The organism is Planococcus maritimus, from assembly GCF_001592825.1.
Classification (GTDB): Bacteria; Bacillota; Bacilli; order Bacillales_A; family Planococcaceae; genus Planococcus; species Planococcus maritimus_C.
In genome coordinates this window covers 76,752-91,394 of the sequence record NZ_LTZG01000041.1, presented here as the reverse complement: position 1 = coordinate 91,394, position 14,643 = coordinate 76,752, and the positions used below count along the sequence as shown (strand labels likewise).

The window sequence follows — 14,643 nt, the reverse complement described above, 5'->3', positions numbered from 1 at the left end:
CTTTCAAGCTTCAGGAATACCGGCGTTGCGATGTTTCCACTTCGCTGCTGGTGTATTCAAAAAGCCAATTCGCCACTTTCATTGGTTCGTGCCGGACGGCCTCCCCGAAAATGTTCGCGATGTCGTGGCGGTATACTTCGAGCCCCATTTTCTTCAGGCGTTCTTCATCGTATTCCACCGGCCATGCTTTTTCTTTCTTGTAACGTTCTGCCACTCCTTGCGGCATTTGGACTTTATCGATCAAAATGGCATCGAGGAAGTTCACGCCTACGTGGTCGTAAAGAGCTTTCACGTGATCCGAGGCGGTATAGCCGTATGTTTCGCCCGCCTGGGTCATCAAATTACAAATATAAATTTTTCTTGCCTTCGCTTCAAGCAGCGCTTTCTTAATATCTTTCACGAGCAAATTCGGCAAGATGCTTGTATACAAAGAACCCGGCCCGATTACGATGACATCGGCTGATTGGATGGCTTGTATCGTATCCGGCAATGTCTTGACACCAGCCGGCTCCAAAAATACGCGCTTGATAGGCTGCATATAGGCAGGGATCTTGGATTCGCCCTTGATGATGGTACCGTCTTCTAGTTCGGCATTCAAGGTCACCAATTGATTGGCAGCGGGCAACACGGTGCCATTGACGTTCAAGACGCGGCTCATCTCCCGAACAGCGTGCGAGAAATCACCCGTTAAATCGGTCAACGCTGCAAGCATCAAGTTCCCCAATGAATGCCCTTCCAAATCAAGCGAATGCTTAAAGCGGTATTGGAACATTTCAGCTACTAATGGTTCGGCATCCGACAATGCGGCCATGACGTTGCGAATGTCACCAGGCGGCGGAATATCCAAATCATCGCGCAAACGCCCCGAGCTTCCGCCGTCGTCTGCTACCGTGACAATCGCCGTCAAATCGAGCGGAAAAGTTTTTAAGCCCCTCAGCAAAGTGGACAGACCGGTCCCGCCCCCGATGATTACGACTCGTTTTTGCTGGAGACTTTTTTCCATATGCTCAACCCTTTCTGATTTTTACATCTCTATGTGTAATGCTGACTTTATTGTTTTTGGAGAGGTATTTCCCGAAATACTCAGCAAGCGTCACGGATCGATGCTGGCCGCCTGTGCAGCCAAAAGCGATGACCAATTGCGCTTTGCCTTCTTGCTTGTACTGGGGAATCATGAAATCGAATAATTCCTCCAGTTTTTGCACCAGTGTCTGCGTTTCCTGCCATTTTAATACGTAATCGGACACCGGCTGGTCTAAGCCTGATTGTGGGTTCAATTCTTCTATATAATAAGGGTTCGGCAAAAAGCGAACATCGAACACAAGGTCAGCATCAATCGGCATGCCGTGCTTAAAGCCGAATGACATCAAATTGACCGTGAAGACATTGCTCGTTTTTGAAGCAAAATCCGAGGTGATTTTCTCCTTTAACTGGCGTGGGCTCATTTCCGAGGTATTGTACATATAATGCGCACGCCCTTGCAAGTCTTTCAGCATGTCCCGTTCTTTTTTAATCCCGCCAAGTACTAGCCCGCCTGGAGACAAAGGATGCGAACGGCGAGTTTCTTTGTAACGGCTCACGAGCGTTTGGTTCTCTGCATCGAGAAACAGAATGGTGATCGCCACTTCTGGCTCTTTCGATAAATCGTCAATGGCATCAACGAGGCTGTCGAAAAAATCGCCTCCACGAAGGTCCATGACCGCTGCAACACGCTTCATTGATTTGCCAGAATCCCTCATCAATTTGATAAATGTTGGAAGCAGCGCCGGCGGAAGATTGTCGATGGTGAAAAAACCGAGGTCTTCAAAGCTTTGGATGGCCACTGTTTTCCCAGCACCGGACATGCCGGTGATGATGATTAATTCGGTTTCTTCTGTATGCTTATCCATGTTGGCGATTCACCTCTTCGGTCGATGATTGGATGTTCTCTTCTAGCAATTCGAATTCCGGCGTATAGTAAAAGGTCCCGTATTGAACGCCTTCCTGATAGGCCGCAAACAATAAGTTTGTCCGGTCTCCTTCTGCCATTGGCAAGGTACGTAAACTTTCCACAGGATGCCACTCCAAAATGCCTTCGCGCGTATCTTCAAAAGGCACTCCCCGGAGCTGTGTAGCCCGGAACGTAAATAGCATCCATTCATCTACCGTCTCCTTGTTTTCCTGAATCATCATGGTGTAAACGCCTTTCAAGTGAACGCCGAATGGCTCTGCACCTGTTTCTTCTATGAACTCTCGGATAGCCGCGTCATAAATTGACTCGCCGCTTTCCATTTTTCCGCCGGGAGCCACATACCAATCCCTGCGCGGCTTTTTCATCAATAGTACTTTGCCATTTTCTACTAGCAATAAATTCGCGATTCGCTGCACATTTGCCACTCCGCATCTAATATAAACTATGTTCATTATACATCTATCCTGGCGTGTCATGCAAAAAAATACAAAAAAAGAGGCCACTCCCCGGACAATCCGGAAAGCAGCCTGTCAAAAATAACTATATAAAAAGGGGGTTGTTATACATTACTTACTATACCTCTTTTGCATGACAATGCTGTTACAAAGCGATTAAGAACGCGTTAAGCTTGCGCTTTGGAAGCAATTTTTTCTGCCAGTTCTTCTACATAATGCTGGACGCTTTGCGCGGCGATGCTGCCGTCGCCAGTCGCCGTGACGACTTGGCGCAAAGTTTTGTCCCGTACATCCCCAGCTGCGAAGATTCCCGGCACTGCCGTTTGCATTTCTTCATTCGTTTCAATATAACCAAGGTCATTCAAGATGCCCAGTGATTCAAATGGTTTCGTTAGTGGCAGCATGCCAATATAAATAAACACGCCGTCTGCTTCGAATTCCCGTTCTGAATCGTCTTTGGTCGATACCAAAGTAACGCTTCCGACTTTGCCTTCTTTATCGTGAATTTCTTTTACAGTATGGCTCCAAATAAAGTCGATCTTGTCATTTGCGAAGGCGCGGTCTTGAAGGATTTTCTGTGCACGCAATTCGTCTCTGCGGTGAACGATGGTTACTTTATCCGCGAAACGAGTCAAGTAAACCCCTTCTTCAACTGCCGAATCCCCGCCGCCAACGACGACCAATTCTTTGCCTTTGAAAAATGCGCCATCGCATACTGCGCAATAGCTGACACCGCGTCCGCCAAGTTCGGTTTCACCCGGGATACCCATTTTTTTGTACTCGGCTCCGGTTGTCAAAATAATAGCACGGGCTTTGTATTCTTTCGAGCCAGCTTTGACGGTTTTGAATTCATCGCCATCGATGATTTCAGTCACATCGCCGTAAGCATATTCGGCCCCAAATTTTTTCGCATGTTCAAACATTTTTGTAGATAGGTCAGGACCAAGGATATGGTCGAACCCTGGGTAGTTTTCAATTTCTTCGGTATTGGCCATCTGGCCGCCTGGAATTCCGCGCTCGAGCATGAGCGTCGAAAGATTGGCTCGCGATGTATAGACCGCGGCTGTCATGCCGGCAGGCCCCGCACCGATTATTAACACATCATAAATATTCGTTGTTTCTGTCATTGTAGGCCCTCCTCTTAATCACTAGCTAAATCGTAAAGCAATAAACGGCCGGCTTCAACTTTTATGCCTAGGCTTCAAAATTCGGCAAATATCCGCTTAACTCGTCAATATATTTGGACATCGTCGCAACAGACGTGCCGAATTTCGCTGCAACGGCTTTTTTGGTGGTTTCCTGTTTTTCCGCCGATTCCACCATATAGCTGACGGCAGCAGCAAGCGCAGCAGGATTGCGGAACGCATAACCGGCGTCGAAAGCTCGTTCCGCCAATAGGAACCATAATTGAAAGACCGTATCATTTTCACGGTCGACCATTCCTTTTTGGTAATACAAGCGCTCTGCTGTTTCCATCGCGCGCAAGAAGGCTTTTTCCTCTTTGACGGATTCGCGAAAAGGATGGCCAAGCGCATAGCCAAGCATATACGTTTCCAAGACTGAAGGCTGCTCGGATTTTAGCCAGTTCGGGTGCGAAATAATTTCCTGTTTATGAGAAGACTTTCCGAGCAGGAACAACCCATAGATCCGCTCGCTTAAATGGGTATGGTCGAGTTTGCCGATCAGAAAATCGCGATCGTGTTCTAATGCATCTGCATGCGGCATCACCGCCTGCTCTCCCCAGGGCTCATAGCCTTCTTTCGCGGGGTCCATCCGTTTTAATTGCTCCCACGCATGCTTAGCTGTTTCCTCATGCCCTGAATGGTACGCAGCATGCGATAACCAGAAATAAAATGCCGGATCCCCATCAAATCCTCGTTTTTGCAGGCTTTTCAGCCAGCGATAGGCTTCTTTGTATTTTCCGACCAACGCGAAGGTCGCACCCAATTTGTAACGGTGCTCGAAAACATAAGGCTGAATCTTTTTCAGCAAACCTAAGATGTCATCCAATTCATCGTTTTTCTCATAGTAATGGAACACTGCCAAATTGCATAAGGCGTGCAGGTTGCCGGTGTTTTTACGAAGCACTTCGTGTAGCAGCGATTTCGCCATTTCCGTTTCTCCAATATAGAAATACGCCAGCGCGAGGTTATTATAAGCTCCCCAAAAATCGGACTTTTCTTCGATAACTTCTTCTAGTAACTTGATCGCTTCCAGGAATTCCCCTTGCTCCATCAAGCGACGCGCTTTTTCCTGCAAATAATAATGCTCGCTATTATGAGCCTCCCCATCGTTGTCAAACAACTGCCAGTCCTCCTGCTCGGCAAAATCGATGATTTCCATCGCTTCTGCCGCGTAGCTTCCACTGGCATCCTTTTCGAGATAATCCTTAGCATATTTCCGGGCATCAAAAAACGAGCCCAAATGTGCATGGACTTCCGCTAAAAAAAATAAAATATTCGGTTCTTCCGGATCGAGCTCATGGGCAGTACGCAACTCATCCATCGCCAGTTCAAACTCCTGCCGCTCCATCAGCACCACTCCGTAATGCATCAGGATGAGCGGGTCATCCGGAGTTAGTTCTTTTGCCCGCTGCAAATACTTATGCGCTTTATCATAATGTTCGCGCTGCAGCTCCTTAAGGGCTTTCTGATAATAAAATTCCCCAGTCGGAATGAATGATACGACATTGTCAAAATTGTTTCTTTTGTTTTTCTCCAAAATATGCCTCCGTAACAGGAAAAGGAGCGACCCGAATCGCTCCTTTCCCTAAATGTGCTGTTATTATAGCATATTTCCCTATTATTTACTTGTCCTTTTTCGCCGCATGGCGTTCTTCGAGCACACCGGTCACTTTTTTGAAATCCACTTTTTGCTCTTGTAACAAAACAAGCAAGTGGTATAGCAAGTCTGCACTTTCTGTTGCCAGTTCACGCGCATCGCGATTTTTCGCTGCAATGATGACTTCCGCCGCTTCTTCTCCGACTTTCTTGCAGATTTTATCGACGCCTTCTTCAAATAGATACGTCGTATACGCACCTTCTGGCATATCGATTTCGCGTTGTTTGATCAAAGCGCTCAGTTCTGTAATCATATCCGAAGCAGAAGACGAACGTTCACCAGCCAAGGTTTCATGGAAACAACTTGTCTCTCCCGTATGGCAAGCTGGACCGTTTGGAATCACTTCATAGATTAAAGAATCGCCATCGCAATCGATTTGGACCGATTGGACGCGCTGCGTGTTGCCGCTGGTTGCCCCTTTGTTCCACAATTCTTTGCGGCTTCTTGAGTATAACCAGGTTTCTTTCGTATCGATCGTGCGCTTGACCGCTTCCTCATTGGCATAAGCCAAAGTCAATACTTGTTTAGTGGATGCATCTTGCAAGATAACAGGCACTAATCCATTTTCATCATATTTCACATTGGTCACCGGACATTCACTCCTTCTTGATGCAGATACTGTTTCACTTCTTTGATGCTCGTTTCTTTGTAGTGGAAAATCGATGCCGCAAGCGCCGCATCCGCATCCGCCTGTTCGAATACTTCATTGAAATGTTCGCGGTTCCCCGCTCCGCCACTTGCAATGACCGGCACTTCTACAGCGTCACGTACCGCTTTCGTCAGCGCGACGTCAAATCCGTCTTTTTGGCCATCGCTATCCATGCTGGTCAATAATAATTCCCCAGCACCTAAAGCGACCGCATGTTTCGCCCATTCGACCGCATCCCATTCAGTTTGGTTGCGGCCTCCGTGCGTGTAGACGTCCCAGCTATCGCCATTTCTTTTGGCATCGATAGCAACGACGATGCACTGCGACCCGAAGAAATCCGCACCTTCTTTGATCAATTCCGGACGATCAAGCGCCGCCGTATTCAGAGAGACTTTATCCGCCCCCGCACGCAGCATGCGTTTCATATCGTCCAAGGTGCGGATCCCTCCGCCTACAGTAAAGGGAATCGATAATTCAGTCGCCACAATGCGCACCACTTCCACCATCGTCTCTTTGCCTTCGTGTGATGCGGAAATGTCCAGAAAGACCAATTCGTCCGCGCCTTGTTCATCGTAGAACTTAGCCAGTTCCACAGGGTCTCCTGCATCCCGAAGTTCTACAAAACTTACGCCTTTAACAACGCGGCCTTCTTTGACGTCCAGGCAAGGAATGATGCGTTTCGTCAGCATGATAGCGCCTCCTTGAGCGTGAAGCGGTTTTCATACAGAGCTTTGCCGATGATCAATCCGGCTATCGGGCTATCGGCTGCCACTTGTTTGACTTTCTTCACGTCATCGAGTGTGCCGATGCCGCCGGAGACGATGACTTGCGAGACATCATCTGCCACTAATTGCCGGTTGGCGTCGATATTCGGCCCGGCAAGCGTGCCGTCTGTCGAAATATCGGTATAGATGAAATGTTTCGCGCCTTTTGAAGCAAAATAAGCGGCTACTTCAGCTGCTGGCTTATGCGAAGTTTCAATCCATCCTTCTGTCGCGGCCATGCCATCTTTGGCATCGATGCCGATAACGATGCGTTCTGCGCCGAATTCTTCAATGAAGGTCGCGACAAGTTCCGGTTCCCGAACCGCCAAGCTGCCGATAATGACCCGCGAAACGCCGTTCGACAAGTAATGGCTGATGTCTTCACGACTGCGGATACCGCCGCCTACTTGAATATTGGCATTCAGTTTAGCGGCTTCAATAACCACTTGATCATTAATGCGGCTGCCGTCTTTCGCGCCATCCAAATCGACCATATGAATCCATTTGGCTCCAGCGTCTACAAAACTTTTCGCCATTTCAACAGGCGAATCCGCATAAACAGTCTCCTGGCCATAATCTCCTTGAAACAACCGAACACATTTTCCGCCTCTTAAATCGATGGCCGGATAAATTTGAAACTCATTCATGTAAATCCCCCCTGACATTTGCAATCCATTGCGCTAATAAATAATGTCCGAACTCCCCAGACTTTTCTGGGTGGAACTGCATTCCTGTGATCGATCCTCCGCCGACAACGCCCGGCACTTCAAGTCCGCCATATTCAGCCGAAGCAAACACTTGTTCGCCAGTTGTCTCTGTCGCCAAAAATGAGTGAACAAAGTAGACATGTGTGTCCTCATGGATATCTTCTAGCCAATACGGCTGCTGCATGAAATTCAGCCGGTTCCATCCCATATGCGGGATGCGGTATGTACCGGATGGAAAACGCCGGATATGGCCTTTCAGTAAGCCAAGTCCTTTAACCGCGCGTCCTTCTTCACTGTCTTCATACAATAATTGCATGCCGAGGCAAATGCCGAGCAGCGGAATGCCTTGTTCTGGGAGCGAGCGGATAAATCCGGCTAAACCCTTTTCGTCTAATCGTCTCATCGCATCCGGAAATGCCCCGACGCCTGGAAGCAAAATCGCATCCGCTTCAGCCAAAACTTCCACATCGTCCGAAGTGATGACGGTGCATTCCAGTTTTTTCAATGCCTGTTCCACGCTGAACAAATTGCCCATGCCGTAATCGATGATGCCGACAATCATGTCAACAGCCCCTTTGTCGACGGAACGCCTTCTACACGCGGATCGATCATCGTTGCGTCGTCTAGTGCGCGGGCAAGTGCCTTGAATACGGCTTCGATAATGTGATGCGTATTGCGGCCGTAGTGGACAATGACGTGAACGTTCATACGTGATTCCAATGCGAATTTCCACAAGAATTCATGAACCAGTTCCGTATCAAATGAGCCGACCTTAGCGTTCGGGATGTCTCCACGGAATTCAAGATGAGGTCTATTTGAGCAATCGATGACGACTTGCGCGAGTGCATCATCCATTGGCACAAATGCATTGCCGTAACGGCGCAGCCCTTTTTTATCGCCAAGTGCTTCGAGCACTGCCTGCCCGAGAACGATGCCGATATCTTCGGTCGTGTGGTGGTCGTCGATGTGAGTGTCGCCATTTGCATGGATCCGCCCGTCAAATTGCCCGTGCTTGATGAAAAGATCCAGCATATGGTCCATAAACGGTACCCCTGTATCGATATCCGCTTGCCCTTTGCCATCGAGTGAAAAGCTAACGTCAATTTCCGTTTCATTGGTTTTACGTGTAATGTCCGATTTCCTCATGATTGACTCTCCTTTTTCCAAGCGCGCGATTCGACTGCACGAGCATGTGCTTCGAGGCCTTCTAGCCTTGCGAGCCTAGCAATTTTCTCTTGATTTTCGTGCCATGCCTGTTCGCTATAATGTACGATGCTTGTCCGTTTGACAAAATCATAGACAGACAAGGCACTGGAAAAGCGCGCTGTGCTGTTGGTTGGCAAGACATGATTCGTGCCGGCAAAATAATCGCCGACCGGTTCCGATGAATAACGGCCGATAAAAATTGCTCCGGCGTGATCGATTTCTTGTGCCATCGCTTCCGCATCTTCCGTCATGATTTCCAAATGTTCCGGAGCCAATTGATTGGCTGCGTTGATCAGGTCGGTCCGGTTGTTTGCCACGTAAATCGCGCCGTGGTCACGAATCGACGCGACCGCAATTGCCTCGCGCGGCAAAGTGGCTAATTGGCTGGCCACTTGCGCCGCGACTTGTTCAGCAAGCTCACGGCTCTCTGTCAATAATACAGCACTGGCCAACGGATCGTGTTCTGCCTGAGACAAAAGATCTGCCGCCACTTCATCCGCATACGCGCTATCATCGGCGATGATCGCAATTTCGCTTGGGCCTGCGATCATATCGATCGCCACGTCCCCGTTTACTTCGCGTTTAGCAAGCGCTACGAAGATATTGCCAGGACCTGTAATTTTATCGACCGGCTGAATCGACTCAGTGCCGTAAGCGAGTGCGGCAATCGCCTGCGCCCCACCGACTTTGTACAATTCAGTAATCCCGAGGATGTGGGCGGCTGCGAGCACACCGTCCGATAGTTTACCTTCGCTATTTGGGGGGGATGTCACAACAATGCGTCCCACACCAGCAACTTGCGCTGGAATAACATTCATCAAAACAGATGATGGATAGGCCGCTGTGCCCCCTGGAACATACAATCCAGCTGATTCGATGGCCGTGACGCGCTGTGCAACATACGATCCATCCGCACGGTCATGCCGGTAGCCCTGTTGCTTTTGCCCGAGGTGGTAGTTGCGGATATTGTCCGCAGCTTCTGTCAGGTCAGCAAGTAATTGGGGATCGAAGCGTTCAACCGCTTCTTTGATTTCATCTTCGGTCACTTTTAAGGCAGACAAGTCTGCCTGGTCCCATTTTTTTGCAAAGCGCAATAACGCGCTATCGCCTTCGGTCCGTACCGCTTCAATGATTTCTTTTACTGCCTGCAATTGCTGCTGGGTGCCGTCGGCTAATTTTCGCCGGATCGACAATTCGCCTGTCAGGTTTTGGATGTTCATTTCTCCACCTGCTCCCGCAATTTATCGACTAGTTCTGTGATGCGTTGCTGCTTCAAGCGATAGCTTACCGGGTTTGCGATAAGGCGAGAGGTGATGTCTGCAATTTTTTCATATTCCACAAGGCCATTATCTTTTAAAGTCCGCCCAGTCGACACGATATCGACGATGCGGTCGGACAAACCGATCAGCGGTGCCAATTCGATGGAGCCATTCAGTTCAATGATTTCGACTTGCTCGCCTTTGCTGCGGTAATAATGGGAAGCGACGGCTGGATATTTCGTCGCAATACGCGGCGTGACTTCATCCATTTCGGTATTCGGCAAACCGGCTGTCGCGATATAACAAGCACTGATGCCGAGGTCCAATAATTCGTGGACGTCTCGGTCATGCTCTAACAAGACGTCTTTTCCTGCAATTCCGATATCCGCAACCCCATGCTCGACATAAGTCGGCACATCCATCGGCTTCGCGAGGATAAAGCGGAATTTCTCATTCGGTGCTTCGACAATCAGTTTGCGCGAGTCGTCGAGCTCTTTTGGCAAATCATAACCAGCTCCGACCAACAGTTCATAGGCTTCCTCAAAAATTCTGCCTTTTGGCATGGCAATCGTTAATTCATCCATTATCCAGCGCCTCCCCTCTGATGACTTCGGTGAACAAGTCCGTAAACGGCTCGAGTGCTTGTACTGCTGGTGCATACTGCAAAGTCACTCGTTTTCCTGATGCCCTCATTTGCTGAGCTTTCTCAAATGCACGCTGCTCGCTTTGTTCGTCGAATAAAATCAGCGTTTGTGGTTCTTCGATTTTTTCAGGTGATACCGATTCGAGCAGACGGTCAACCCGCAAACCAAACCCGGTCGCACCGACCTGCAAACCAAATTGCTCCATCAAGCCGTCGTAACGCCCGCCACTGCCGAGCGGAAAGCCGCTGCCTGCTCCGTAACATTCAAATACTAAGCCTGTATAATACGTCATATGGCTGCTGAAGGAGATATCAAAAGTGATTGCATCCCCGAGCCCATTGCGCTTGAATAACTCTTCGAGACGCTCCATATCGTGATAGAGCTTAATTTGCTCTTCGTTTCCATTGTTGATCCATTGTTTCCAATCGGCTACTGTTGTCGCCTGCATCAATGCCAAGAACGATGCTAATTTGTTTGAGGAAATGGGCAGTTCTCTCGAAAGTTGTTCCACCCCTACCCCGTTTTTGGCGACAAAAAGTTCGCGCACTTTGCTGCTTTGTTCACTGTCCAGCCCGAAATCAGCCAAGATCAGTTCAAGTAGTCTCGTGTGACCGACGACAATGCGGGCGGAACCAACACCTACTTGCTTCAGAATATCCCAAGCCAAACTGATCACTTCCGCATCCGCGTATAAGGAATCGTCGCCAATCAACTCGACACCCATTTGCTCGAATTCCGCAGGGCGGCCGCCTTCGCGTTTTTGAGCCCGGAATACATTAGAATAGTAGCCGAGACGAATCGGCATTTTCTCGCGCAATAGTTTCGACGCTGCAACTCGCGCGATCGGGGACGTCATATCTGGTCGCAAGACGAGCGTTTTTCCTTGGCTATCGAGCAGTTTGAACAAAGCATCGTCTGAGATAGCAGAAATTCTTCCAATTGTTTCGTAATATTCCAAAGTTGGTGTCTGCAATAATTCATAGCCTGCTTGCTCAATCAGCTCAGTGCCTTGTTTTCTCAGATTCGCTTTTTGTTTTGCAATTACAGGAAAATCGTCACGCATACCTAATGGTTTCTCAAACATTTCGATGGTCATCGTTGAACACTTCCTATTATCGGTTATTTCACTTTAGTTCGCTAGAGTGATGAATCGTTAAAGTGATTCTTATTTTAGCGCAAGCCGCTTTGGCCCGTCAAGCAAGGAGAACAGAAAAAATCCTGAAAGCGCTGAGCTTTCAGGATTTTGCTTATCGATCGGCCATTTCTTCGGCTGTATAGATGATTTTCATCGGATTGCCGCCGACAAAAGCTCCAGCCGGTACATCTTTATGGACGAGCGTGGCAGCGGAGACAATAGCACCGTCTCCAATCTTGATGCCGGGCAAAATCGTACTGTTTGCTCCGATCATGACACGGTCGCCGATCAAGACGTCGCCGAGCCGATATTCTTCGATCAAGTATTCATGTGCGAGTATAGTCGTATTATAGCCGATTACGGTATTAGCGCCGACTTGTATGCGTTCCGGAAACATCAAATCCGGCATGACCATGAGCGCAAACGAAGTTTCTTTGCCGACCGTCATGCCAAGAAACTTCCGATACAGCCAGTTTTTCAATGGCAAAAATGGCGTGTAGCGAGCGGTCTGGATGACTAGGAAGTTCTTTGCTACTTTCCAGAACGGCACTGTTTTATAGATGTGCCAAAGCGAATTCGCTCCTTCGACCGGATAACGCTCGGTGCGTCTCATTTAACGCCTTCTTTTGTCAGTTCCAATAAATCGGAAATATGTTGCAGCATGAAGTCCGGTTCAAAGCTCGCTAAAAACTCTTCTCCTTTGGCAGTCCAAGAAACGCCAGCTGTACGAACTCCGGCATTTTTCCCACCTTCGATATCATGTGAATTGTCACCGATCATTAAAGCATCCTCTCGATCCGCTTCCAGTAAGCGTAAGGCCAACTCAAGCGGTTCTGGATGCGGTTTCGGATTTTGCACATGATCTAATGCTACCAACACATCAAACACATCATCAACGCCCATCAAACGCAAGCCATGTAAAATGGTTTCTTCCCGCTTGGTGGAAACGATCGCCATCTTCAAGCCTCTCGACTTCAGCATACGCAAAGTTTCTGTGACCCCGTCATACTCCGACACCAGATCGTCATGGAGTGTCCGGTTCAACCGGCGGTATTGATCGCTCAGTTCACTGACCTTGTCCGGGGCAATATTTGTAAAAGTTTGTTCGAGTGATGGCCCGATAAAATGCAAAACATCCTCCCGGCCATATTCACCAGGAAAATGTTCGCCGAGCACCGTTAGGAAGGTCTGGACGATTAATTCATTCGTATCCAGCAACGTTCCGTCAAAATCAAATAATAATGTGTTTATTTCTTTGTTCATGTAGAGAGCACTTCCTTCCGATTGTCTTCAGCCCGCCGCCATAAATAAGAAATGAATATCGTTAAGGCGAGAGCGGTAATGACCCGAATTAATAATAATGGCCAGATCGGGATGCCGAGCGGGATGAAGATCAATGTATCTTCAACTACTGCATGGCACGCCACCAGGAAAATAAAAGCGAGCGTCGCGTCTTTGCGGCTGACGCCATCTTCCTGGACCGCCTGGATCATGACCCCGGCTCCCATCGCTAAACCGAAAATCAATCCGGAAGCGAGCGTCAAAGAAGTATTCTTCTCGACGCCAATCAGCCGGGTGAGCGGCCCCATCATATTCGAGATTTTCTGTAAATACTGGCGATCTTTTAGTATTTGAATCATCAGCATAAGCGGGATGACGATCATCGCCAGTTGAAGCACGCCAAAACTCGCTTTTTCCAAGCCAAGCAAGAAAATACCTAGCCAGGTTTCGGGAGCGGCAGCGGCTTCAGGCGTAAATCCGTATTGCGCAACTTCCCCGCCACCGGACCAGAATAAATTGATCAAGAAGGCGGACAAAGCAGCCAAACCAAAACGAACCACCAGAACAATCCATAACCGGACACCAACTTTCAAGGCAACGCCGGTTTCGATAAAGATGTTATGCGAGAACGATAACATAACCGCCAGGATGAATACTTCTTTGACGGTCAGTTCGAGCGATAGAATCCCGGCAATTCCTGCATACAGATTGAGTGCATTGCCGAGCACAAGCGGTACAGCCGCCTCGCCACTGAGTCCAAAAATCCCCATGACCGGCGCCACCAAGTCGATGATAAACGGCAGCACTGGCGTGAATTGCAGCATGGTGACAAGCAAAGTGATCGGAAAAATGATTTTCCCGAGTGACCACGTAGTCTTTAATCCGGCTTTCAAGCCATTTTTCATTGTCGACATTCGATCTCTTCTTTCCTCGTTATTTATCCAAATAGCGCGGCGGGTTTTTGATGGCCACTCGCCGGTAAATGATGAACGCGAGCCCGATGACGATTGCCATGACCGACACAAGCTGTGCAGCGCGCAATTCGCCGATGACGTATAAGCTATCGGTACGCATGCCTTCGATGAAGAAACGCCCAACCGAATACCAAATCATATAGAAGAAGAACATTTCCCCACGCACCAAATTGACTTTTCGCAGCAGCAGCAAAATAATGATTCCAACCAAGCTCCATAATGATTCATAAAGGAAGGTCGGATGGTAATAAGCGCCATCTATGTACATATGATTGATGATCCAGTCAGGAAGGAATAAATTCTCCAGGAATTGGCGCGACACTTCCCCGCCGTGTGCTTCCTGGTTGATAAAATTGCCCCAACGCCCGATCGCCTGACCGATTAAAATACTCGGTGCGAGTATATCAGCTACTTTTAAAAATGGCGTATTGCGTCGTTTTGTGAACACATATGCGACAATGACCGAAGCAATCAACGCGCCGTGTATCGCGATTCCGCCGTTCCAAATGGCGATGATTTGAGCGGGCTGATCCCGGTAATTCTCCCATTCGAACAGAACATAATAAATACGGGCGCCGACAATAGCGAGCGGTACCGCCCAAATCAATAAGTCGGTGAGGTAATCTGGGTGAAGCCCACGTTTGACCATTTCTTTTTGCCCGACAAGAAAGGCAATGACGATGCCCGTGGCAATAATGACGCCATACCAACGGACATCGATCGGCCCGAGTGAAAATGCAGTCGGATCGATCGCTGCTAAAACTGAATACATATAGT

The 14,643-nt window shown here is 48.5% G+C and carries 17 protein-coding genes; all 17 read right to left on the bottom strand.

The annotated features are described in order from the left end of the window. Positions 1–10: 10 nt before the first annotated feature. Positions 11–1,003, bottom strand: a complete 993-nt coding sequence (locus AY633_RS14255; RefSeq protein ID WP_068488916.1) for a gluconeogenesis factor YvcK family protein — start codon at positions 1,001–1,003, stop codon at positions 11–13. Positions 1,004–1,007: 4 nt separating this feature from the next. Beyond that, positions 1,008–1,889, bottom strand: a complete 882-nt coding sequence (rapZ, locus tag AY633_RS14250; protein WP_068488915.1) for an RNase adapter RapZ — start codon at positions 1,887–1,889, stop codon at positions 1,008–1,010. Then, a complete protein-coding gene (locus AY633_RS14245) occupies positions 1,882–2,367 on the bottom strand; it encodes an NUDIX domain-containing protein (RefSeq protein WP_068461347.1) in 486 nt (161 codons plus the stop codon). The genes rapZ and AY633_RS14245 overlap by 8 nt, the downstream gene beginning before the upstream one ends. 206 nt (positions 2,368–2,573) lie before the next feature. After that, positions 2,574–3,533 (bottom strand): thioredoxin-disulfide reductase, encoded by a 960-nt coding sequence (trxB, locus tag AY633_RS14240; protein ID WP_068488914.1) that lies wholly within the window; start codon positions 3,531–3,533, stop codon positions 2,574–2,576. Positions 3,534–3,600: 67 nt separating this feature from the next. Then, on the bottom strand, positions 3,601–5,127 hold the full coding sequence (locus tag AY633_RS14235; RefSeq protein ID WP_068488913.1) for a tetratricopeptide repeat protein: 1,527 nt from the start codon (positions 5,125–5,127) through the stop codon (positions 3,601–3,603). A gap of 85 nt (positions 5,128–5,212) precedes the next feature. Further along, entirely contained in the window at positions 5,213–5,836 is a 624-nt protein-coding gene (hisIE, locus tag AY633_RS14230; protein ID WP_068488912.1) for a bifunctional phosphoribosyl-AMP cyclohydrolase/phosphoribosyl-ATP diphosphatase HisIE, read from the bottom strand. Then, positions 5,833–6,585, bottom strand: a complete 753-nt coding sequence (gene hisF / locus AY633_RS14225) for an imidazole glycerol phosphate synthase subunit HisF (protein ID WP_068461338.1) — start codon at positions 6,583–6,585, stop codon at positions 5,833–5,835. Before hisF ends, hisIE begins: the two co-directional genes overlap by 4 nt. After that, complete coding sequence (hisA, locus tag AY633_RS14220) at positions 6,579–7,307, bottom strand: 1-(5-phosphoribosyl)-5-[(5-phosphoribosylamino)methylideneamino]imidazole-4-carboxamide isomerase (protein ID WP_068488911.1); 729 nt, start codon at positions 7,305–7,307, stop codon at positions 6,579–6,581. Before hisA ends, hisF begins: the two co-directional genes overlap by 7 nt. Continuing rightward, positions 7,300–7,929 (bottom strand): imidazole glycerol phosphate synthase subunit HisH, encoded by a 630-nt coding sequence (hisH, locus tag AY633_RS14215; RefSeq protein WP_068488910.1) that lies wholly within the window; start codon positions 7,927–7,929, stop codon positions 7,300–7,302. Before hisH ends, hisA begins: the two co-directional genes overlap by 8 nt. Then, positions 7,926–8,513 (bottom strand): imidazoleglycerol-phosphate dehydratase HisB, encoded by a 588-nt coding sequence (hisB, locus tag AY633_RS14210; protein ID WP_390176121.1) that lies wholly within the window; start codon positions 8,511–8,513, stop codon positions 7,926–7,928. The genes hisH and hisB overlap by 4 nt, the downstream gene beginning before the upstream one ends. Next, positions 8,510–9,793: a histidinol dehydrogenase gene (gene hisD / locus AY633_RS14205; protein WP_068488909.1), complete on the bottom strand. Its 1,284-nt coding sequence runs from the start codon at positions 9,791–9,793 to the stop codon at positions 8,510–8,512. Before hisD ends, hisB begins: the two co-directional genes overlap by 4 nt. Beyond that, entirely contained in the window at positions 9,790–10,416 is a 627-nt protein-coding gene (hisG, locus tag AY633_RS14200) for an ATP phosphoribosyltransferase (protein ID WP_068461330.1), read from the bottom strand. Before hisG ends, hisD begins: the two co-directional genes overlap by 4 nt. Further along, positions 10,409–11,572, bottom strand: coding sequence for an ATP phosphoribosyltransferase regulatory subunit (locus AY633_RS14195; protein ID WP_068488908.1), 1,164 nt, complete (start codon positions 11,570–11,572; stop codon positions 10,409–10,411). Before AY633_RS14195 ends, hisG begins: the two co-directional genes overlap by 8 nt. 151 nt (positions 11,573–11,723) lie before the next feature. After that, positions 11,724–12,224 (bottom strand): acyltransferase, encoded by a 501-nt coding sequence (locus tag AY633_RS14190; RefSeq protein WP_068488907.1) that lies wholly within the window; start codon positions 12,222–12,224, stop codon positions 11,724–11,726. Then, positions 12,221–12,874 (bottom strand): pyrophosphatase PpaX, encoded by a 654-nt coding sequence (gene ppaX / locus AY633_RS14185; protein WP_068488906.1) that lies wholly within the window; start codon positions 12,872–12,874, stop codon positions 12,221–12,223. Before ppaX ends, AY633_RS14190 begins: the two co-directional genes overlap by 4 nt. After that, the gene (locus AY633_RS14180; RefSeq protein WP_068488905.1) at positions 12,871–13,806 is read right to left on the bottom strand and encodes a nucleoside recognition domain-containing protein; all 936 of its coding nucleotides are present in this window, start codon (positions 13,804–13,806) and stop codon (positions 12,871–12,873) included. Before AY633_RS14180 ends, ppaX begins: the two co-directional genes overlap by 4 nt. Positions 13,807–13,825: 19 nt before the next feature. Further along, positions 13,826–14,638, bottom strand: a complete 813-nt coding sequence (gene lgt / locus AY633_RS14175) for a prolipoprotein diacylglyceryl transferase (RefSeq protein WP_068488904.1) — start codon at positions 14,636–14,638, stop codon at positions 13,826–13,828. Positions 14,639–14,643 lie beyond the last annotated feature (5 nt).